Genomic DNA, 22,591 nt, shown 5'->3' with positions numbered 1-22,591 from the left:
TATCGCCCTGCGCAAAACTTAGTGCGCAAATTCCTTTTTTAACTTGTTCAAGCCGCTGGCAATACTTGCATCAAACTGCTTGTCACCTACTTTTAAAATAAAACCGCCAATTAGCTTTTCATCAATTTTCTCATTAATGATCACTTCGTTGGCACCCAATTCTTTCTTTACAATTTCAATGATCTGCGCTCTAGATTCAGCACCTAAAGCAGTAGCAGAAGTTACATCTGCAGTAACAATACCTTTAATTTCGTTGTATTGCTTTATAAATTGCCTGGCAGTAGCAAACAAAATCGACGAACGACCTTTATTTACAACTGTTTTAAAAAATGTAAGGGTTAGTTTACCCACTTTATCTGTAAAAATACCATTCAAAATGCCAATCTTTTTATCTAAAGGCACAATTGGATTTTTCAGTATTGCTTCCAGTTCAGGTGTCTCATCAACAACCTTCTCAAACAAAACCATATCATTGTACGATTCAGCCAAACCGTTGTTTTCAACAGCTAAGTCGATTAATGATTTGGCATACCTGCCTGCAACTTTAATTTCTGACATATTCTCGGGTGTGAGATGAGAGATGCGAGATGAAAGATGTGGAAATTAACCCAGATCTAATATCTAATGTCTCAAATCTATTTTCTCAAACTAGTTTAATTCAACGTCTTTTAACAGGTTCGCAACCAAAGCTTCTTGTTTTGATTTATCATCTAATTGCGTACGTAAAACACGTTCAGCAATTTCTAATGATAAAGTAGAAACCTGATCCTTAACTTCAGCTAATGCTACTTTTTTCTGATTCTCGATTTCGATTTTAGCTTTTTCGATTAATTTCGAACCTTCAACCTGTGCTTGCTTCTTAGCCTCATTCAGAATGCTGTCTTTTAAAGTTTTTGCCTGCTTTAAAATCTCATCACGCTCAGCACGGGCTTGCTGCATTAAGTCTTGATTCTGACTGGTTAAACGGGCCATCTCCTGCTTAGCCAATTCTGCTTTGTTTAAAGCATCATCAATACTTTGCTCACGCTCATGGATCGATTTCATAATTGGTTTCCATGCAAACTTTGCCAATAAAAACAACAACAATAAAAAAGCGATGCTATTCCAAACTAATAAGCCTACTTCAGGAACTAATAAATCCATTTTATATATCTAATATTATTATTACAACAAACAATTTAAACAAGAACCTAAACGGCAATCCCGGATAGGTTCTTGTATTGAGTTTTTCTTTGATTATTTTGCGATCAAAGAAACTACTACTGCGAATAAAGCAACCGCCTCGATAAAGGCTGCAGCGATAAGCATAGCAGTTTGAATTTTTGAAGCGGCCTCTGGCTGACGAGCAATTGATTCCATTGCAGATCCACCGATTTTACCGATACCTAATCCAGCGCCTATTGCAGCTAAGCCTGCGCCGATTGCAGCTAATGTTCCAGTCATTTTCTGATTTATTTATATTTATTTAACAATAATGTTCAACTATTAATGGTGGTCTTCTACCGCCATGCCTATAAACAAGGCCGAAAGCGTGGTAAAAATAAAAGCCTGGATGAATGCTACCAAAAATTCAATTAAGCCGATAAACACAGCGAAGAAAATTGATGCAGGAGCAATCCAAAGCGAGTTAAAGATAAAGATCAAGCACAATAAAGACATTACTAAAATGTGACCAGCAGTAATGTTTGCAAATAACCTGATGGCTAAAGCGATTGGCTTGGTTAATGTTCCGATTAACTCCAAAGGAGCTAAAAAGATTTTCATTGGAACAGGAACTCCCGGCATCCAGAAGATGTGTTTCCAATAATGTTTATTCCCTTTAAATGTGGTGATCAGATAAGTACAAACTGCCAACACAGAGGTTAAAGCAATATTACCTGTTACGTTCGCACCACCCGGAAAGAATGGTACCAAACCCAATACGTTATTCATCCAGATAAAGAAAAACACCGATAATAGGTATGGCATAAAAGCACTGTATTTATGACCTAAGTTTGGTCTGGCAATATCATCACGAACAAATAAAATAATTGGTTCTAAAAACGATTGTAAACCTTTTGGTGATTTACCGTTTCTTTTGCTGTAAGATGATGCGATTGAAGTAAACATTACAACCAAAACCACTACCGATAACAACATACTAAAAACGTTCTTAGTGATTGAAAAATCTAAAGGACGAACATTAGTTACTACTTCAGCACCATCTTTTTCTACATGCGAAACAAATGCACCATGCTCGTTAGGTGTTGCATTGGCATAATAAATTTTATTGTGCGCCATCACGAAACGCTGTCCGTTTTTCTCTACCACTTCCTTGCCATCATCATTGAATTTGAAAGCAGAAGAACTAAAAGTTACCAAGCCTTGATCAGTCCAAAGGATAATTGGCAGATGCAAAGTAAAACCATGCTCACCATGACCGAAAAGTGTAAAGAAATGACTGTCGCTAATGTGGTGGAAGATGAAAGAAGTAATATCAAAACCTTTTTCCTTTTCAGTGTTTCCACCATCATGATTAGCTACAGCTCCAGCATCATGAGTAGCGGTTACTGCAGTATCTACAGGCAACGAAGAAACAGTGTCAACTTGAGCGAAAGTATCATTCTTGATAGATAAAAACGCTATTAAAAGCGTAAAAGCAACAATTACCTTCTTAACTTTCGACATAAAAACTTGGTTAAAATCCATTTATTGGCAGTTTTTTACTTTAAATTTTGGTGGCGCAAGTTACGCAACAAACAGTACATTTCAAAGACGGTAAACAATAAATAAATAGAAAAAAAATTTAGTATAAAAAGAAGCCCATCTCCCTTAGCTTTTATACTGTAAATCAATACAAAAGCCATACAAAAAATCATCTTCACTCCAATCGATCCCATTATTGCCATTACACCAGCCTGAGGGTTACGTTTCAGGCCTATATTGACCAGCACATAAGCGATGTAGGTGATTGCTGCCATGAAGCCAAAAATCAGCCAGAAATCTGAAACAAATAATAAAGTATTCGGGAACAATGCATGTAACGTAGCTACAATGGCTACTGAGATACCAATCAAAATTAAATACAGACTTGTAAATTTGGCTAGATTCAACTAAATAATTTCTTTATTAAAAACTTTTGCAAAGATAACTTTTAATCTGATTTTAATCCCCATAATGCCGCAAAATTTTGATAATTAAATTGTTGGCCACCAACGGGAAGGCTACAGACCTATATATATTGAAGGCTATTTTTGCCTGGTTACCTGCCTGATCACTTGGTACAAGGCAATGCCAACACCAAGCAGCGCAAAAGCCGCAGTAATCAGTTTTGTCTCGCTATTTCTTCTCTCATCAATTTTATATCCGATAAAAGTCAATAAGCCAATAGTGGCCACCATTTGAAAGCCTATGGCTGAATATTTTGCAGCCGCATTTACTTTATTCTTTGTATCTTCTTCTTTAGGATTTTCCATTTATTAATGCAATAATTAAATTAACTTTGAATAATTAAAATTTGATGCCTGATAAAATATTTTTACCAGAAATTTGTTTATTGAATATCCACTAACGCGATTATCATACTTGAAAAACATCAACAAAGCTTTCACTCCATTCATTTTATGCGTAGGCCTATTGTTTATTTTTGGCTGTGTGGCAAATAAAGATACAGGCTTCGACCGTAGATTTCAAAACCTGACGGCAAGATATAATTATATATACAACGCTAATGTGCTCCTTTCAGAATATAATGAGGGGCTATTGCAAAGCTACACAGATAATTATGAAAAGTTTTTACCTGTGTATCTCGATCCCGAACCACAGGTAAATCTGGTGTTAACATCAGGTGCACCAAACAAACAATTAGACGAAGTCATTTCCAAAGGCCAGTATATCATTAATGAGAAAAGTTTCAGCAATTATATCGACGACGCCTATATGCTGCTCGGTAAAGCGAACTATTTGAAAGGAAACTATTTCATTGCTTCAGAATACTTTGATTATACAGCAAGAACGTACAAAACCAATCTGAAAACGTTCATCATGGCCATGAACTGGAAGGCTCGTAGTCAGATGGAGCTGAACAACATGGTTTTTGCTGATAAAATTATTGATACCATGTTGCGTGCATCTGATGAGCTGAAAAAAGACCTTGCAGAGCCCCTTGCAACAGCTGCCCAGATGCGCATTTATCAGAAACGATATAAAGAAGCGATGCTGTTATTGCAAAGTGCGATCAGATTAGCTGATGAAAAACAATTGCGTATTCGCTGGCAATATATACTGGCACAACTTCAGGAAAACGATAACGACCTGCAAAACGCATTCATCAATTATACCAAAGTTGAAAACAGTAATGCGCCTTTTGAAATGTACTTTCATGCTAACTTACAACGAATCAAGCTAAGGGCATTGATTAGCGGTTATAAAGTTAATGAGGAAAAGGCACTTCTGGCATTGTTAAAAGATGATAAAAACTTCGATTATACTGATCAGATTTACTACCAGGTAGGTGAGCTGTTTGCAAAAGAAAACAATTTCGTTAAAGCTCAGGAAAATTATAAGAAGTCTGTAGAGAAAAGCGCTAGAAACCAAAATCAGAAAGCACTCTCCTATTTAAGAATCGCTGATTTAAATTTCAAGGAGTTTAAGAATTATGTAAAAGCAAAATTATATTACGACAGTACCGTAGCCATTCTTCCGAGAAACTTCCAGGACTACGACAACATTGTAAAGAAGGCTGAAAACCTGCAGTACTTAACCGATCGATTTACAATTATCGCGAAAGAAGACACGGCCCAGATTATCGCCAGACTACCTGAAGGCGAACGTACTGCCCGTGTAAAATCATACCTTACGCCTAAAGTTGAAGTAACAGACATATCCGGTACAGGTAGCCAATCCATCAATAATCCCTCTTTTCCAAATCAAACACTTAATCCATCAACACCATCAGCAGGGAGTACTTTCTATTTCAATAACAATGCAGCGATAAGCTCTGGCTTCGCTGATTTTAAGAAACGTTGGGGAAACAGACAGCTGGAAGATAACTGGCGCCAAAGTCAGCGGTCGTCTGCCCAGGAAAACAATCAGGTAATGTCTGGAGGTAAAGTTGCCAATACTATTATTCCGGCAAATGGTACTGATGCGCAAAGTACAGATGGACAAACATCTCTAGAAAAGCAATATCTGGACGGATTGCCCGTTACACCTGCACTACTCGCTGCTTCGGATCAGAAAATTATTGATGCTTACTTCGAAATCGCCAGTTTTTACCAACAGGAGTTAAATGACAAAGAAGAAGCCAATAAAACCTATCAGGAATTATTAAGAAGATACCCCAATAACAATCACCTTGTTGCCATCTTTTATAGTTTGTACCTGAATTACCGCGGGGTAGACCAAAACAAATCTAATGAATACCGCCAGATGGTATTAACCAGATTTCCTGAATCAAGCTTTGCAAAAACCATTCTGGATCCCTCTTACTCCGCTAAACAAAGTCAGATGGAAAACATGGCTATCAATAATTATAACCTTACTTTTGACGCATACGCGAAGAAAGACTATCCAAGTGTAATTAAGCAGGCAGGTGAAAATATCTCAGCATTTCCTGATAATGATTTTGCACCACAGTACGCCTACCTAAAAGCGATTGCCATAGGGCGAACTTCAAAAGTAGACGCGCTGTTAACCGAGTTTAATCACATCACTTCAACCTACCCGAATGATATGATTATTACGCCGCTTGTTCGTGATCACCTGAAATATATTGAGGCAAACATGGAAGAGTTTAAACAACGCCCGGTAGCGCTGATTGATTTTGATTCAAATGAGCCACGTTTTGTTAATCAGGCACCAGCTATTGCTCCGGCAAAACCACTTGTTGCTGAAAACAAATTGGCAGAAGCGGAGAAAGCTGCTGAACCGGTTGCCAAACCCGTAGAGAAAATTGCCGAAGTCAAACCTCTCGATCCTGTAAAGCCTGCAAGCGTTTTCAGTGCTGCAAAATCTGATGAGTATTATTACGTTATTGATGTTGCAGATGCAACATTTACATTAAGTTCATCCCGTTTTGGCATTGGCCAGTTTAACCGCGGAAACTATCCCGACAATGATTTGGCGCATAAATTGATAGAGCTGGACAACGATCAGCTGATTTACGTGACCAGTTTCATCGACCTTGATGATGCCAGACTTTATGAATCGAGCATTACAGGCCAGTTGAAAAACATTATGAAAGTGCCGGCAAACCTTTATAAAGGCTTCATCATCAGCAAGGAGAATTTTGAAAAGTTAAATTCAAGAGCTCGTATTAACGAGTACTTAGACTTTTTAAAAGGCAATTTTAAATAAGATAGTAAACGCCTTCAGCCGTTTCCTTTCTTAAAAATTGATAAATTTGCCCCTCAATCTGTTTTTATTGAGGCATATTTTTTAACAACAACACACAAAATGAACAAAGCCCTTTCTGCACAGGAAATAAAAAGATATAGTTTAGTGATCTGGAAAGTATTAATCGGTGGGATAGGCATCTTTGCAATTTTCATCTCTATGATAGGCTTCGGATTGTTTGGAGCTTTGCCCTCATTCAGGGATATCGAACACCCAAAAAGCAACCAGGCATCAGAAATTATTGCTGAAGACGGGCGTACCCTCGGAACTTATTTCGTTCAAAACCGTTCTAATGTTACTTACAAAGAAATCTCACCAAACGTAATTAACGGTTTAATTGCCACGGAAGACACGCGTTTTAAAGAACACTCCGGAATTGACTTTAAACGTACCTTTACCATTATTGGTTACAACTTAATAGGCAAAAAACAAGGAGCCAGCACCATTACGCAACAACTGGCCAAAAATTTGTTTCCGAGGGAATCTAACCTTAATTTTTTCTCACTGGTACTAACCAAATTCAAAGAATGGATTGTGGCAGTTAAGCTGGAGCGAAACTACACGAAGGAAGAAATTATCACCATGTATCTAAATACCGTTGATTTCGGTAATCAGGCCTATGGAATTAAATCTGCTGCACGGGTATATTTTAATACCAGCCCGGATCAGCTTACTTTAACCCAGGCGGCAACTTTAGTAGGGATGCAAAAGGGAATTACCATGTACTCGCCTACCCGTCACCCAGAGCGCTCCAGAAACCGCAGAAATACCGTTATGGCTATGATGGTGAAATCAGAGCTATTAACCCAGCAGGAGTTCGATGAGCAAAAAGAAAAACCGCTCGATCTGCACTTTAACGCAGCTACAGTGAATGATGGAATTGCACCATACTTTCGTTCGGTACTGAAAAACGATATTAAAGCCATTTTTCAGGATCAGGGAATTAATAAGCCTGATGGAACACCGTACGACCTGGACCGTGACGGACTGAAAATCTATACTACCCTGAATTATGATATGCAGCTTTATGCTGAAGAAGCGCAAAAAGAGTATATGAAAATTTTACAGGCGCAATTTATCAGTAGCTGGAAAGGCAGAAACCCTTATAAAGACAAAACTTTACAGATCGAACAAGGGATTAAACGTTCCGACCGCTATAAATCCTTGAAACTGGAAGGCAAATCGGATGATGAGATTACTGAAGATTTCAATACCAAAACCGACATGACCATTTTCACCTGGAAGGGAAATATTGATACGGTAATGAAACCAATCGACTCTGTTCGTTATTATAAAATGCTGTTGCGTAATGCCATGATGTCTATGGATCCAACCAATGGCCATGTAAAGGCATGGGTAGGTGGAATTAACTATGAACATTTTAAATACGATCAGGTAAAAATGGGAACCAGACAAGTAGGCTCTACTGCTAAACCATTTACCTATACCGTCGCTATAGAAAATGGTTACTCGCCCTGCTATTCAGTAAACAATACGCCTGTTACCATCGAAGGCTTCGGCGACCCATGGACACCCCGAAATTCTGGCAAACCACTTCCAGGTAATATTACCTTGCAAAAAGCACTTGCCTATTCTCAAAACTTTGTAACCGCCTATTTGATGAAACAGGTGGGGCCGGTAGCGGTATCAAACTTGGCTACAAAAATGGGTATTCCCAATGTACCACCATACCCATCTATATGCCTGGGAACTTTTGATTCATCCATTTACAATATGGTGGGCGCGTATGGTGCTTTCGCCAATAAGGGTGTATATACCAAACCTATTTATTTATTACGGGTTGAAGATAAAAATGGTGTGGTGCTCTTCTCTCAAAAAGAAATCCCTAAACCGGTAATGAGTGAGGAAGTTGCTTACGTAATGACCCGCATGCTTAAAGGTGTGGTGACTGGTGGAACCGGCTACCGGCTTATCGGAAAATACAAGGTAAATGCTCCTATCGGAGGCAAAACCGGTACCACGCAAAATAACTCGGATGGATGGTTCATGGCCATTACCCCGCAACTGGTAACAGGAATCTGGACAGGATGTGAAGATCGTGCATTTCACTTCATCAGCACCAACCAGGGTGAAGGTGCAAACACTGCTTTGCCTATTTTTGCAGGGTTTATTAAGCGCGTTTATGCCAACCCTGCCCTGAAAATCAGCCATGCTGATTTCGAAGCTCCAAAATCAGGCGTTAACATTACCTATGACTGTAACCAGTACCAGCAACAGGAAGAAGGTACTAACGAACTGGATGAGAAACTGGGCTTTTAACCCTAACCACCGATACAGCTAAGGAAAGGTAAAAACTTTCAAACAAAACTAAATCTCTTTCTTTATCGTTAGAGATTTCTTTTTTATAAACATATTTTTGTATCAATGAGCATTTTCGACCACAAAACCGCGTTAACCGCCATCCCCCATAAACCCGGTGTATACCAATACTGGGATGCTGATGGTAAATTAATGTATATCGGAAAAGCAAAAGATCTGCGCAATCGGGTAGGTTCATATTTTAATACCGATAAACAACAGTTCAACGGAAAAACAAGGGTATTGGTTTCACGGATAAGGAAAATCACCTTTACCATCGTAGATACTGAAATTGACGCCTGGCTGCTGGAAAATAGTTTGATTAAAAAACATCAGCCCAAATTTAACATCAATTTAAAAGACGATAAAACTTACCCATGGATTATCGTTAAGAACGAAAATTTCCCCAGAATCTACTGGACAAGAAAGGTGATTAAAGACGGTTCGACCTATTTCGGTCCTTACGGCTCAATAGGAATGATGCATACCATCCTAGATCTTATTAAAGAAACCTATCCCCTCCGTACCTGTTCACTCCCCTTAACAGATAAGAACATTGAGGAGGGCAAGTTCAAGGTTTGTTTAGAATACCAGATTGGCAACTGCAAAGGTCCATGCCAGGCCTACCAAAGTGAAACAGACTACGATCAGAACATTAGCGAGATAAAAGAAATCCTAAACGGTAAAATCGGAAATGTAATCCGCGAAGTAAAAAACGTGATTAAAAAAGCATCTGAAGAGCTTAATTTTGAAATGGCACATCAGTATGCCCGGCGCCTGGAAGTGCTTGAAAAATATCAGAGCAAATCCACTGTTGTAAACAGTGCAATTACCAACGTCGACGTGGTGAGTATAGCCTCTGATGAAAGGTATGCTTTTGTAAACTATTTGAAAGTGATGAATGGCACAATCATTCAGACACAAACCATTGAAATTAAAAAGCAACTGGACGAGAGCGATGATGAGCTTTTAATCACCGCTATGCTAGAGTTCCGGACGAAGTTCAACAGCACTTCCAGGGAAATTATTGTACCCTTCGAACTTTCACTGGAAGATGAACGCCTGAAATTTACGGTACCTAAACTGGGTGAGAAAAAGAAACTACTGGAGCTCTCTCAAAAAAATGTATTGTTTTTCAAGAAAGAAAAACTGAACCAGTACGAGAAACTAAATCCTGATCTGAGAACGGACCGCATACTGACAACCATGCAGAAGGATTTACGTTTGACCCAATTGCCTAAACACATCGAATGCTTTGATAATTCCAACTTTCAGGGAAAGTACCCGGTATCAGCAATAGTGGTATTTAAAGATGCCAAACCTTCAAAAAAGGACTATCGGCATTTCAACGTCAAAACTGTGGAAGGGCCGAATGATTTCGCGACAATGGAGGAGGCAGTTTTCAGACGCTACAAAAGAATGCTGGATGAAGAACAGACCCTACCGCAACTTATCATTATTGATGGTGGTAAAGGACAGCTATCATCCGCCTTAAAAAGCCTGAAGATTTTAGGCATCGATAAAAAGATAACGGTTATTGGTATTGCCAAGCGCCTGGAGGAACTATTCTATCCTGGCGATTCATTTCCTTTATACCTGGATAAAAAATCAGAGACTTTAAAAGTAATTCAGCAACTAAGGGATGAGGCCCACCGTTTCGGCATCACATTTCACCGTAAAAAACGCGATCAGGGGACCTTGAAGACCGAGCTTGAACAAATTGAAGGCATTGGTAAAACAACCGCTGATAAACTTCTAAAACACTTTAAATCGGTTAAGAAAATTCGTGAAGCTACAGAAAAAGAACTGACAGAAGTTCTCAATAAAAAACAGACGGTAACTTTATTAGAATACTTTAAGGAAAATGAATAAGTGTTTTACCGAATGAAAGGACATGGTGCGTTACCTCCAAACTGATAACCTTTTAAAACAAAAAAGCTTCGATTTCATCGAAGCTTTTTTGTTTTAGTATTCCCATAGTCCCTGTTCATAATCCAGGACAGATTTTTTGATCCGTTCTGATTCATATAACCGCTCTTTAGGGTCACTGATAATATCTCTGATTTTGTTGTCACCAGGATTTGATTCTTTTACAATATAGCTTGCAAATAAGCGACGTATAAAGAAATCGTCGAAACTTAGATTTGAAGCATCATTATTGGTGTTAATTAATCTTTTGTGCGCAATGATTGGTCTCAGTTCATCGTAAGAAACCCAAAATACCGGCTGCCACGTTTTTGATAGCTCGTTGTATTTTAAAGGAGCAATACCCACAATACGTGGTTCGAAAATTGATCTTTTGGTATCAAAAATCCAGTCTTCTTTAATACGAAACTTCAGAAACGATTCAGGATTAAAATCATTTACCACTGTTGTTACCGTTCCGGTTTGATTATTCGATATTTCAGATGTACCTAAAGCCGCTTTAGCTGCAGAATCTGCGCTCATTGGAGAATGAAATGCATCATCTTCGTTTAAAACACTATCAATCGGCGAATAAGCGGTTAATTCTTCAGATTTAATCGAAGCAACCAACACGTCAATAAATCTTCCCTTTGGTGATTTCAAAACCGAATTTACAGTGTCACGAAGATCGATTTCGCGCCAGATACGTTTGGCATAGAAAACATCCTCCTCGCGAACGTCTGCAAATGGAACCATCTCTGTACTATCAACATCCTTACGGGCATAAAATCCATCTTTCGGTGGAACCTTCAATTTTTTCTTCACTGTTGAAGCATTAACCGGCAATGTAACAGGTGTATTTGTGTCTGCTACAGGTGCAACAGCCGTCGATGCAGGCTTTTTAGGCGCCAACTTCGTTGGCTTCTTCTGTGCGAAGACCGCTGTTGTTAATACCGTTAAAATTGCAATGCTTAAAATCCTTTTCATCTCTTTTTATTTAACGTTGAATGATACCGAAGGTAAAATCTTCTGACGGCCATCAGGTCCTTGTGAGACGATATCATCAAAAAATACTTTCGATCCTGGAGTAATGGCATTCATAGCGCTCTTAACAGCACCCGCAAAGCTACCGCCACTTCCCTGAATTGTAACAGCTTCCGAACGCGGCTTAATTACAGTTAGTTTATATCTTAATATCTTAAAGCTTACATCAAAAGGAAAATCATCCAAATCAGCATCAATCTGAGTTTCACTCTTCAATTGTACCGACGAAACATCACCTCCAATTCTGCCACCAACTTTTGCAATCGGAGCAGGAATAGCTTTTACCCTAAACTTTTGAGAACCTAAACTTACCGTCTTACCTCCGCTGTTAGCGGTAACATTAATGGAAACCTCCTGGCCAACTTGCGAACCACTTGCTAAAACATTGTATTTGCCCGCACCAGATTTGCTGAGAGAAGCACCAGATGCACTTGCAACCACACTTTCTAAAGGAAAACCAGCAGCTGAAACTGAAAATGGGTTGGGAATACCAGCATAAATTACATTCATCTTGTCTGATGATACACTTGCCGATGGTTTAGCAACCTGGTATTTCTGGGGCTGAGTTTTGTATTCTTTTACCTGACCGTCAGTTTGTCGAACACGGATTGTTCCAACCCAGGTAAATTCACCTACAGAACCGGTACCGCCAGTATAGGTACCTTTTCCTTCTTTGATGGATAATTTGTTTCCGTTCACTGAAATATCAGGAGTGGATCTTGAGTCACTTGCTGTCAGGAATACTTCCGCTGTGTACGGTTGTCCCTGAATTACATAAGATGTTGGTGCAACAGCAACAGCAGCAAACTGATCCAGGTTAACCTGAGCTTTATCCATGTTACCGAATAATTTTTTGATTACCTCAGCCTCCGCATTCTTAGTATCTGTTTGCAATTTGGTTAAAATCGTCATTGCAGCAGTTAAAGGAACACCTTCACCAAAGTAGGTAGATTGCCAGTTTCCTTTTCTCGCACGTTCAGGATCCTTTGCTTCAAGCGAGAAGGCAACAGTTACCCTATCCTGAGGATCAAGTAAAGCGATTAATTTCTGACGCGTGTCATTGATTTTCGCTTTCAAAACATCCGCTTTCTTCTGGTTGATCATGATATTCTGAGCAATATCCTGATTAGATCTGTTCACAAGATCTCCTGTTTCCTCATCAATACCATCACCTGCTTGTGTGAATTCTTTCTTTAGACTCTCAATGTAATTATTTAGTTCATCAGCAGCTGCTCTAGCTTTAGTAGCCTTTTCGTAAATAGGTTGAGCACGAGCAGGCTCTTCTTTCAGTTTCGAATTTTCGAAAGCAGAAAATAACTGATTAATACTGGTATTAACGTTGTTTTTCGAAGTATCCAAACTATCGTTGATATTTTTGAATGCATCTAAAATTGTATCTGATACGTTTAAGGCAAGCATAGCCAACAATACCAAATACATGATATTGATCATCCGCTGCCTTGTTGTTTCTTTTCCGCCTGCCATGTGTTATGTAGCTTTCTTTTTAAAATTAAAAACTAAATAATTAAACACGCGGGCTATTCATAGCCGATAACATGTTACCATAAATCGCATTAAGTGATGATAAGTTTTTAGCCAACTTGTTAACTTCCTCTTTAAACTGTTTTGAATCTTCCATTGATTCATTAAAGTTCTGCATGGTAAGTGATAAGTTTGAATAGAACTTATTCATTGATTTTAAGTGCGCGCTTGAATCCTGTAACTCTAATTCATATACTGCATTTAAAGCAGAAAGATTTTTAGCCAGATTATTTACCTGATCGTGGTATGCCTGAGTGTCAACATTGCTGTCGCCCATAGCTTTCAGATTAGCAGTAGCTTTTTCAAAAGAAGAACTTAAGCTGTCGAAACCTGCAGAAGCAGTTTTAACTTTACCTGTAAATTCGTTCGTTGCAGTAGCTGCGTCAGCAACATTTGAAATTGAACTCACTTTATCGCCAAAGGTACGTAAACCAGAACCAAGGCTTTCAATTAATTCAGGACCGATCTTAGCATCAGATAACATTTTGTCTAAAGCTGCGGTATTTGAAGCTGAAGAAACAGCTGCAACAGGTCTTGCAGAAGCAACCGGTAATTCACCTTTAAAATCTTCTCTTAATTCAGGATATACTTTTTCCCATGCTGGTTCAGGTTCTGGTGGAAAAAATCCTGTTAAGAAAAATAAGAAAGCCTCTACGCCAAGACCAAGACCTATCATATAATTACCCACAATACCTCCAATGTGAAGGATTTTGAATAACGCTCCGATAATTACAATACTTGCTCCCCATGAAATCGCTACGTGTAACCAGCTTGGTTGTTTTTTTGCTGCCATAAAATTGATGTTTTTCTTTAGTCTTTAGTTCTTGTTTGGTTTGTTTCTAATTTCTTAAATCTGTGCCCGGGTATGATGAAACGCATCTGAATCCGATGTAAGATCTTTGCGTATCCTGGTATTCATATGTTCCAACTGAATTTTGTAAAAAGTAAGCAGTGTCTTTCCACGAACCACCTTTAACCACTTTTCGCTTTTTATATTTGCTATCGCCAGCGGCCGCATCATAAGTAAAATTTGGGTTTAAATCGTGAAGTAATGGCGAGGCACTTTTGTTATAAGCTGTCAAAGTCCACTCGGCAACGTTTCCAGCCATGTTATACAAGCCATAGTCATTCGGGAAGTAAGACCTTACGCCTACAGTATAAATACCCCCATCACTCGAATAATCTCCGCGTCCTGGTTTAAAGTTAGCTTGTAAACAGCCTTTCGTATTTCTGATATATGGTCCGCCCCATGGATACTTGGTTTTAGTATTGCCCCCACGTGCAGCATATTCAAACTCAGTTTCAGCAGGCAGTCTGTAGTCAGACCTCGATCCTACCGGCAATCTTCTTGATGCCGCAACACCGTCGTAAAGTCTGGTTCTCCAGTGTGAAAATGCTTTAGCTTGTTCCCAGCTCACACCAACAACAGGATAATCATCATATGAGGGATGGTTATAATAACCGCGAACCATCGGATCATTTTGCGAATAGGAATAATCGGTTTTCCAAACCATCGTATCAGGATAGATGGCAATAGTAAAGCGATCGATATAGTCTTGACGTTTGCTATTGGGGTCTTTATGACCAGCTGCAGCCTTATCCATGTTAAGCTCCGCATATGTGTAAACAAATTTACGGATGTCAAATTCTTTTTTACCTGGAAGGGCGTCCAAACCAGAGTAATACATTCCATCTAACTGACTTTGCTGCGCCTGATTGCCACCTCTTCCTCTTGCACGCCAAATGTTTGCTCCGTTGTAGCCCACTTTTTTCCAGTCGATATACTTATCGCCACCAACAGCTGTAGCAGAACCGTTTCTTGGCGTAACTGTAAATTGCTGCGGCATCCCCATCATCGTTACTGCAATCGAGTCACGTACCCAGTTTGTAAACTGGCGGTATTCTGCATTTGAAATTTCCGTCTGATCCATGAAGAATGCACTGATTGTTGTCATTCTGCTCGGGCCGTTCTGCGAAAACGTGATATCCTCGTCTGCCCCTCCCAGCGGAGTATGGCCCGGTGGGATGTAAACCATTCCTAATGGAATTCTGTTATTTTTAAATTTTCGGTTATAAGACCCTACTAACTCACCCTGACCTCCATGGCCACAGCTTGCCAGCAATACAGTTATACCTACAATAGCTAGAAGGTAAATTTTCTTCATATTCGTTATGGTGTGCAAAGCACGATTAGGAGCAATTTTCTCAAAAATCACTGAAATTATCAACAAAAGCAAATATTTTACGCCAAATAGTATTATTTAACAAAGAAAGTTGGTTTATCAAAACTACGGAGCCTAATATTCTTGTTACAATAAATGCGTAACTCTCTAATAACAGCAAAGTTACGCATTTATTGTATTGACTAACAAAAAATATTTAATGTATTATTTATTAGATACTTTAATGTAATTCTCAATAGCCATAGTCATTGAGGGAACACCCGGGGTTGGTGCTGCAATATCTACAATCAGATCCATGTCCGTACAAGCCTTACTGGTATTCACACCAAAAGCCGCAATACGGGTATTATTCTGCTTAAAATCAGGGAAATTTTTAAATAAAGATTGAATACTGGAAGGACTAAAGAAAGCGATTACATCGTAAAAAACTTCAGCAAGATCAGACAAGTCACTCACTACCGTTCTAAATAATACAGCCGGTGTAAAATCATATCCGCTTTTTTCCAGAAATTTCATCGTATCTTCTGTAGCTACGTCAGAACATGGGTACAAAAATTTTTCGCTTGCATGTTTTTTTAACACTTCCGCAAGGTCGGCCGCTGTTTGCTTTCCAAAAAAGATTTTGCGTTTACGGTATTGTATATATTTCTGTAAATACAACGCGATAGTTTCAGACAGACAAAAATACTTCAGCTCAGCTGGTACTTCATAACGCATTTCTTCGCAGATTCTGAAGAAATGATCCGCTGCGTTGCGGCTGGTAAAAATAACCGCTGTGAAATCAGCAAGGTTAATCTTATCTTTCCTAAAGTCCCTTGCCGGCACTCCTTCAACATGGATAAATGACCTGAAATCAACCTTTAAGTTGTGTTTTTTAGCCAAATCGTAGTAAGGAGATTTTTCTGTTTCAGGTTTTGGTAATGTAACCAAAATACTTTTCACTTTGCGAATTCTAGAGTCGTTCTTTTCTTGCATTTTCCTTTTTCCTGCTACAATCCTATAGTTTTAATTAGTATTAAAATAGGACATATTTCGAGGGCGCAAAAGTACAAAATTAAATGCATTTTTGAAAACTTATTATTTGAAAGTATCGTCACTCCCGCCCGCAATAATTGTATAGCAAAAATCAGTCCTAACAATAAGAATGCCAACACAATATATGCTTCACCATATTTAAGTGGGGATAATGCAAACGACACTACAAGGGGAATAAACAAAAGTGAAGCATTAAAATAACTCAAATACAATATGGAGATGTATTCACCTACTGGTTTTTGAACATTAAACAGAAAACCCAAAAACCTCAATACCAACATCTTAAGGGCATAAAAAACAATTATAGTAACAGAGATGGTAAAGAAAAACTTAAATCCGTCTTTTGCCTGATACATATCTTTCCACTGCGCAACCAGAAAGAAGAACATTCCGAACACAAAACCAAATTGCACGAAAAGCAACAAAAACGGCCAGGAGCTAAACAGGTTATCTTCTTTATTAATGTTATTTAATATCCGGTTGCTGAAGAAAGATTGGACAATGGCATATAGCTGCTTCGAAAATGCATACTTCAGGATCGCAAAAATAATCAGCATTAGAAATACAAAACCCAATAACCCTACATTCCCCTTTCTTATACGGGTACCCAGCTGGTAAGGATTTGCTTTTTTCTTTAAGTGCTGGTATTGGTGTTGCCAGGCAAGTAAATCAAGTTTAGGATAAATGTATTCTTTCTGAAGTGTATCAAGCAGAGCGCCCTTGTTAATCAAGCTGTCAGGCAATACCCAGGTATGTCTCATCAAAGAATCAGTAACAAAAACCTGACGTGCTTCTGTAGCTGAATCCACCCTATATCTTTTATACCGATATTTTACCGCCGCAACCGAATCTAAGCCACTAACGGGTTCCTGAGCTGCTAAAACACTTGCAGACAAAAGAAAGGCAAACAAAAGGTAAAAAAATTTCGACATGCTTTAAACGATAGCTCAAAATGCAAAAGTATAGCATTAATCATTGTTTACCTAAATAAATAAACAGATTTCAGATTACCTAAAAAACTGGAAACTAAATGCAGCGTTAAAATTATATCTACTAATTCTATAGATATAATTGCAGTTGTAAGTTTTATTTTTAAATTTGCCCGGAATAAGCGAAGAAAAAAACAATAGACCATGTCAGTTCACGGTGCCATCATCCCCCCTGATTTCGTAAAAAATTTAGAATTTTCTATGCGAATGGCAAACATGTGTTGTTGTTGAAAAATATACGATAGCCCAGTCTTTGTACTGGAATAAGCAAATATCAATTCGACTATTTGAAAACACCTGTAAACTTTAAATCTTGAAAAGAAATATATCATTACCTGGCATAGCCCTGTTTACTCCTTGAGAGAAACAACAAAATAGTGATCAATAGCATTCAATTGCCTGGCTTTAAGAAGTTGGCGATAAATAAGAGAGGAGGAAATTAACAAGAAATAAATTAACATAAAAAGGAGAGGAATGCAGTGCATCCCTCCCAGGTTCAAATTAATGAAACAGGCTATCAATTGGCGTTGGCGCCTGTTCCAACTGACAAAATAAACCCATTAAAGATATGCAAATAAATGAAAAGGTCGGGATGACCTTTCAATCTGTGCTGCGAAATAGTTTCAACAAACTGAGGTACAGATTTAAAGAAATCAAAAAGCCAATGCTTGTCGCAATGGCTTTTAGCCTGTACGTCGTGTATGCCCAGGCACAAATCAAAACCCAGCCTCTGGTCAATTCAACCCTCACCGGGCGGGTACTGGATGCGAAAGACAAACAGCCTATTCCGGGCGCAATTGTACACATTCAGGGCACCACACACGAAGTAGTAACAGATGACCAGGGTAGATTCAACTTTGTAACCGGGCAGAAATTCCCCTATACCTTATTGGTAAGCTACATTGGATATAAAAAAACCGAGGTCATAGCAACAGGTAAACATCTTGATATCGAATTGGAAGAAACCGCCAATAATCTCAACGACCTGGTTGTAGTGGGCTATGGTACTCAAAAAAAGAGCGACTTAACCGGATCAATTTCAACGATTTCACAAACAGCATTAAAGCAGCCGGTATCATCACTGGATCAGGCGCTGAAAGGTGCCGCAGCAGGCGTACAGGTTACACAAACTTCAGGACAACCAGGAGGCGGCGTAAGTATTCGAATCAGGGGAGGAAGCTCAATTCAGGGAGGAAATGAACCGCTGTATGTGATTGATGGATTCCCGGTCTATAATAGTCCAACCACGTCTGGCGTAGTTAGCGGCACGTTAATCAATCCATTATCCAGCATTAATCCAGCAGATATCGAAACCATTGATATTTTAAAAGACGCATCTGCAACTGCCATTTATGGATCCCGCGGCGCAAACGGCGTGGTGATCGTAACTACAAAAAAAGGCAAGGCAGATCGTGCCGCAATCAACTACGAAGGCAGTGTAGGTGTGCAGTCGCTACGCAAGAAAATTGATTTATTAAACGCCCGCGACTTTGCCATCCTGCGCAACGACGCCTTATATGATGCAACGCCTGCAAACGGTCGTTTTCAGTACCTGAGTCAGGCGCAGATTAATAATCTCGGCACAGGTACCGATTGGCAGGATGAGGCGTTCAGATCTGCAAATACCCAAAATCACAACCTTTCAGTAAGTGGAGGAAATTCAAAAACCAGATATCTCCTTTCGGCAAATTACTTCAGACAGGATGGGATTGTTAAGAATACGGATTTTAGCAGACTGAGTTTCAGAGCGAATGTTGATGCCAATCCATTCGAAAAATTGAAAATTAGTGCCAGCCTGAATTTCAGTAAATCTGATGCGAACCTGTCTCCTTCTGGTATCATCAGTGGCTTACTCACCATGCCTGCAACTGCAAGCGTTTATCAGCCTAACGGAACTTATACACTCAGAAACCCGTTCGAAAACATTTTCGCAAACCCCATTGCTTCCCTTAATGAACAGGTTAATAAATCAACTACCAACCGCTTACTGGGGACGGCCTTCGCAGAATACACCATCATCCCAGGACTAAACGTGAAAGTATTATTTGGTACTGACATAAATAATGGCATTGAAAAAAGTTATATCCCGGCTACAATTTACGAGGGTAGCCTGACAAATGGAACTGCCGCCAGAGGTGCTTTAAACTCGTACTCATGGCTAAATGAAAATACGATCACTTACAATAAAACCATTGGCAAAAACAACTTTGATTTATTGGCAGGCTTTACACAACAGGAATATCGGATTGAAGAATTCAACGCAGGGGCACAAAACTTTATACTCGACGACCTGAGCTATAATTCGTTGCAAAGTGGATCAACCCTTGTACGCCCGGCTTCAGACGCCTCACAGTGGATTCTTCATTCCTACCTGGGCCGTATAAATTACAACTACGATCGCAGATACTTTGTAACGGCCAGTTTACGTGCTGATGGTTCATCCAGATTCGGTGCGGGCAATAAATGGGGTTACTTTCCTTCCGCCGCCTTATCATGGAAGTTAAGCAACGAAAAATTCTTCCAACCTTTGCTTAAAACATTCAGCGATTTAAAACTCCGCGCCAGCTTTGGTACTACAGGGAACCTTGAAATTGGAGAATATCAGTCGCTGGCTACTTTGGGAACTTATACCTACATCATTGGCGGAAATATTCTTACCGGTTTCGCACCCACTCGAATTGCCAATGATCAGTTAAGCTGGGAAACAACCTACCAATACAATACAGGCTTAGACATTGGCCTGTTCAACAACCGTATCCAACTCACACTGGATGCCTATTACAAAAAAACAACTGATTTATTACTGAACGTAGAATTGCCATGGACTACCGGACAGGCTTCCGTTTTACAGAATTTCGGATCAGTAAGTAATAAAGGTTTTGAAATTGGATTGAACACCAGAAATTTAACTGATGGCTTTACCTGGAACACAAATGTAAACTTTTCTGTAAATAGGAATAAGGTATTAACCATTGGTAATGGCGCAACATCCTATATCACTGGCAACTACATTATACGCGTTGGTGAGCCATTGGGAAGTTTCTATGGAACAGTCACCGATGGAATTCTGCAAACGGGTGAAGAAGCTGCCAAAGGTAAATACACCGGAAGCGCCGTTCCTAAGGCTGGTGACAGAATATATAAAGATTTAAATGGCGATGGTACTTTCACTACGGCATTAGACAGAACCATTATTGGCAACGCCCAACCAGATTTCATCTTCGGTTTAACCAACACCTTTGAGTGGAGGGGTATCGATTTGTCTATATTTATCCAGGGTGCTTATGGCAACCAGATCCTGAATGCCAATAAGCAAACACTGGAATTGTTCACCGGACAGCAGAACGCTTCAGCATCGGCATTAGATCGATGGACACCCACAAATCCAAGCCAAACTATTCCAAGAGCAAAACTGGATCCTGCGCCTGTGTTCTCAGACCGGTTTATTGAGGACGGTTCTTTCCTTAGATTAAAGAATGTGAATCTAGGCTACACCTTACCCAAAGCTTTTACTCAAAAGGCTAAAATAAATAACATCTATTTCTACGTAAGCGGCCAGAATCTATTGACATGGACAAAATACACCGGATTTGATCCTGAAATTACATCAGGAAGCAATGTTTCTCCCGGAACAGATTCAGGGATTTACCCTGTATCCAGAGCCATTTACGCCGGAATAAAAATCACACTATAACCTGATCAGATATGAGAAAGAATATAATATTGTACCTTTTCACTGTTAGTTTGCTTACGGTGTGGAGTTGCAGCAAACTTGATGAAAAGCCCGAATCGATATTGGTAACCAGCGAATTTTATCAAAATGAGTCACAAGCCACCGCTGCTGTTACCGCCGCTTACCGAAAATTATATGATAGCGGCCAGTCGCTTTACAACAGCCTGCTCCAGATCGGAGTTGAAATGGCTACCGATGACTACGAAGCCGGACCACGGGCAAGAAATGCCCATGTACGGGCAATTTCAGGGCTCACACACGATTCATCAAATGACAGAATGGAACAACTCTGGAAACAAAGTTATGACGCCATCAACGTTTCAAACATTGCTATCGAAAAAATTGCTTTGATTGATGCCAGCCAGATTAGTGAGCAATCAAGAGCGAAACTGATTAATGAAGCAAAATTTTTGAGAGCACTGCATTATTTTAATCTTGTGCGGTGGTTTGGCGATGTGCCGCTCATACTAAAAGAAACCACGAGCCTAAGCCCTGAAAGTCTTTATATCGCGAAATCACCGGAAGCAGATGTTTACGCACAAATCATTAAAGATTTAAAAGACGCCGAATCCTTACCCAATCCATTACAACAAACAGCAAAGGATATTAGCCGTGCAACAGCGGGCTCCGCTAAAAGCCTGCTATCGAAAGTCTATCTCACGCGAAAAGACTGGTCAAATGCTGCTGCCAAAAGCAAAGAAGTGATTGATAGCAAATGGTATAGCCTCTTCGATAATTTTGCTGATGTATTCAATGTAGCTACCAAAAACGGAAAGGAACACATCTTTTCAGCACAATTCCAGGGAAATTCAGGCTACCAGGGCAATAGCCTTGCAAGCAGATCAGCTTCGGCAGATGTACCTGGAATTAATGGTGATTATGCCGATGCGCTTCACACCGCAGGAGGGCTTTATAATACCTATGCAAATGAAGATACGCGAAAAGCAGTGACTTTTGTAACGCAATTGGTGAGCCCAACAGACGGCAAGCTATATACCTTCGCGCCACAGTTTAATAAATATTACGATCCCGCTGTGATCGGCAATCAAAGTCAGTCGTCTAAAAACACGCCAATTATCCGATATGCAGAGGTTTTATTAATCTATGCAGAAGCCACTAATGAAATCAATCATGGGCCAAATGCCGACGCTTATGCTGCTATCGACCTCGTTCGCCAACGGGCACGTATTGCGAAACTTGCCGACATTTCACCAGCTTTAAACGAAAGTGAATTTAGAGACGCTGTATTCCTGGAGCGCCGCAAAGAATTCGTTTATGAATATCAACGCTGGTTTGACCTGGTTAGACGCGGCGCTGATTATTATATCGCAACTTTGAAGGCCGCAGGAAAAACACTCGCAGCTAAACGTCACATCCACTTCCCTACTCCGCTAAGGGAAATTAACCTAAACCCCAAACTGAAACAGCACCCTGATTGGGTGGGATATTAATTAACCCTCAATGCA

17 protein-coding genes are annotated in these 22,591 nt (G+C 39.6%); 5 read left to right on the top strand and 12 right to left on the bottom strand.

Features of this window, described 5'->3' with window-relative positions; genetic code table 11:
• Positions 1 to 18 precede the first annotated feature (18 nt).
• From atpH to AB669_RS15850, 6 genes are all read right to left on the bottom strand, one after another.
• The gene (atpH, locus tag AB669_RS15875; protein ID WP_047800238.1) at positions 19 to 558 is read right to left on the bottom strand and encodes an ATP synthase F1 subunit delta; all 540 of its coding nucleotides are present in this window, start codon (positions 556 to 558) and stop codon (positions 19 to 21) included.
• Between the two features lie 90 nt (positions 559 to 648).
• On the bottom strand, positions 649 to 1,143 hold the full coding sequence (locus tag AB669_RS15870) for a F0F1 ATP synthase subunit B (protein WP_047800237.1): 495 nt from the start codon (positions 1,141 to 1,143) through the stop codon (positions 649 to 651).
• Positions 1,144 to 1,236: 93 nt separating this feature from the next.
• Positions 1,237 to 1,443 carry an ATP synthase F0 subunit C gene (atpE, locus tag AB669_RS15865; RefSeq protein ID WP_010601523.1) on the bottom strand — a complete coding sequence of 69 codons (207 nt, stop codon included), beginning with the start codon at positions 1,441 to 1,443 and terminating at the stop codon, positions 1,237 to 1,239.
• 42 nt (positions 1,444 to 1,485) lie between these two features.
• A complete protein-coding gene (gene atpB / locus AB669_RS15860) occupies positions 1,486 to 2,667 on the bottom strand; it encodes a F0F1 ATP synthase subunit A (protein ID WP_369799768.1) in 1,182 nt (393 codons plus the stop codon).
• A gap of 35 nt (positions 2,668 to 2,702) precedes the next feature.
• The gene (locus tag AB669_RS15855; protein WP_047800235.1) at positions 2,703 to 3,092 is read right to left on the bottom strand and encodes a hypothetical protein; all 390 of its coding nucleotides are present in this window, start codon (positions 3,090 to 3,092) and stop codon (positions 2,703 to 2,705) included.
• 135 nt (positions 3,093 to 3,227) lie between these two features.
• The gene (locus AB669_RS15850; protein ID WP_047800234.1) at positions 3,228 to 3,455 is read right to left on the bottom strand and encodes an AtpZ/AtpI family protein; all 228 of its coding nucleotides are present in this window, start codon (positions 3,453 to 3,455) and stop codon (positions 3,228 to 3,230) included.
• Between the two features lie 178 nt (positions 3,456 to 3,633).
• Here AB669_RS15850 and AB669_RS15845 point away from each other — a divergent pair, with 178 nt between their 5' ends.
• The 3 genes from AB669_RS15845 to uvrC all read left to right on the top strand — a co-directional run bounded on the left by AB669_RS15845 (position 3,634) and on the right by uvrC (position 10,566).
• Positions 3,634 to 6,336 carry a tetratricopeptide repeat protein gene (locus AB669_RS15845; protein ID WP_231582694.1) on the top strand — a complete coding sequence of 901 codons (2,703 nt, stop codon included), beginning with the start codon at positions 3,634 to 3,636 and terminating at the stop codon, positions 6,334 to 6,336.
• Between the two features lie 99 nt (positions 6,337 to 6,435).
• Positions 6,436 to 8,655 carry a transglycosylase domain-containing protein gene (locus tag AB669_RS15840; protein WP_047800232.1) on the top strand — a complete coding sequence of 740 codons (2,220 nt, stop codon included), beginning with the start codon at positions 6,436 to 6,438 and terminating at the stop codon, positions 8,653 to 8,655.
• 105 nt (positions 8,656 to 8,760) lie between these two features.
• Entirely contained in the window at positions 8,761 to 10,566 is a 1,806-nt protein-coding gene (gene uvrC, locus AB669_RS15835) for an excinuclease ABC subunit UvrC (RefSeq protein ID WP_047800231.1), read from the top strand.
• A gap of 93 nt (positions 10,567 to 10,659) precedes the next feature.
• Here uvrC and gldN read toward each other — a convergent pair whose 3' ends face one another.
• The 6 genes from gldN to AB669_RS15805 form a co-directional block, all read right to left on the bottom strand.
• On the bottom strand, positions 10,660 to 11,586 hold the full coding sequence (gldN, locus tag AB669_RS15830; protein WP_047800230.1) for a gliding motility protein GldN: 927 nt from the start codon (positions 11,584 to 11,586) through the stop codon (positions 10,660 to 10,662).
• A gap of 6 nt (positions 11,587 to 11,592) precedes the next feature.
• Positions 11,593 to 13,128, bottom strand: a complete 1,536-nt coding sequence (gene gldM, locus AB669_RS15825) for a gliding motility protein GldM (protein WP_047800229.1) — start codon at positions 13,126 to 13,128, stop codon at positions 11,593 to 11,595.
• A 40-nt stretch (positions 13,129 to 13,168) separates the two neighbouring features.
• Entirely contained in the window at positions 13,169 to 13,978 is an 810-nt protein-coding gene (gldL, locus tag AB669_RS15820; RefSeq protein WP_047800228.1) for a gliding motility protein GldL, read from the bottom strand.
• Positions 13,979 to 14,024: 46 nt separating this feature from the next.
• The gene (locus AB669_RS15815) at positions 14,025 to 15,350 is read right to left on the bottom strand and encodes an SUMF1/EgtB/PvdO family nonheme iron enzyme (protein WP_047800227.1); all 1,326 of its coding nucleotides are present in this window, start codon (positions 15,348 to 15,350) and stop codon (positions 14,025 to 14,027) included.
• Between the two features lie 222 nt (positions 15,351 to 15,572).
• The gene (locus tag AB669_RS15810; RefSeq protein WP_047800226.1) at positions 15,573 to 16,343 is read right to left on the bottom strand and encodes a uroporphyrinogen-III synthase; all 771 of its coding nucleotides are present in this window, start codon (positions 16,341 to 16,343) and stop codon (positions 15,573 to 15,575) included.
• Positions 16,344 to 16,357: 14 nt separating this feature from the next.
• The gene (locus AB669_RS15805) at positions 16,358 to 17,335 is read right to left on the bottom strand and encodes a DUF4271 domain-containing protein (RefSeq protein WP_047800225.1); all 978 of its coding nucleotides are present in this window, start codon (positions 17,333 to 17,335) and stop codon (positions 16,358 to 16,360) included.
• Between the two features lie 625 nt (positions 17,336 to 17,960).
• Here AB669_RS15805 and AB669_RS15800 point away from each other — a divergent pair.
• A complete protein-coding gene (locus AB669_RS15800; RefSeq protein ID WP_197082413.1) occupies positions 17,961 to 21,086 on the top strand; it encodes a TonB-dependent receptor in 3,126 nt (1,041 codons plus the stop codon).
• A gap of 11 nt (positions 21,087 to 21,097) precedes the next feature.
• Positions 21,098 to 22,576, top strand: coding sequence for a RagB/SusD family nutrient uptake outer membrane protein (locus AB669_RS15795; RefSeq protein WP_047800224.1), 1,479 nt, complete (start codon positions 21,098 to 21,100; stop codon positions 22,574 to 22,576).
• Positions 22,577 to 22,591: the final 15 nt, after the last annotated feature.

Origin of the sequence: Pedobacter sp. BMA (assembly GCF_001027745.1) — a bacterium.
Classification (GTDB): Bacteria; Bacteroidota; Bacteroidia; order Sphingobacteriales; family Sphingobacteriaceae; genus Pedobacter.
The sequence above is the reverse complement of the archived record's forward strand: the minus strand, read 5'-3'. Positions and strand labels throughout refer to the sequence as shown.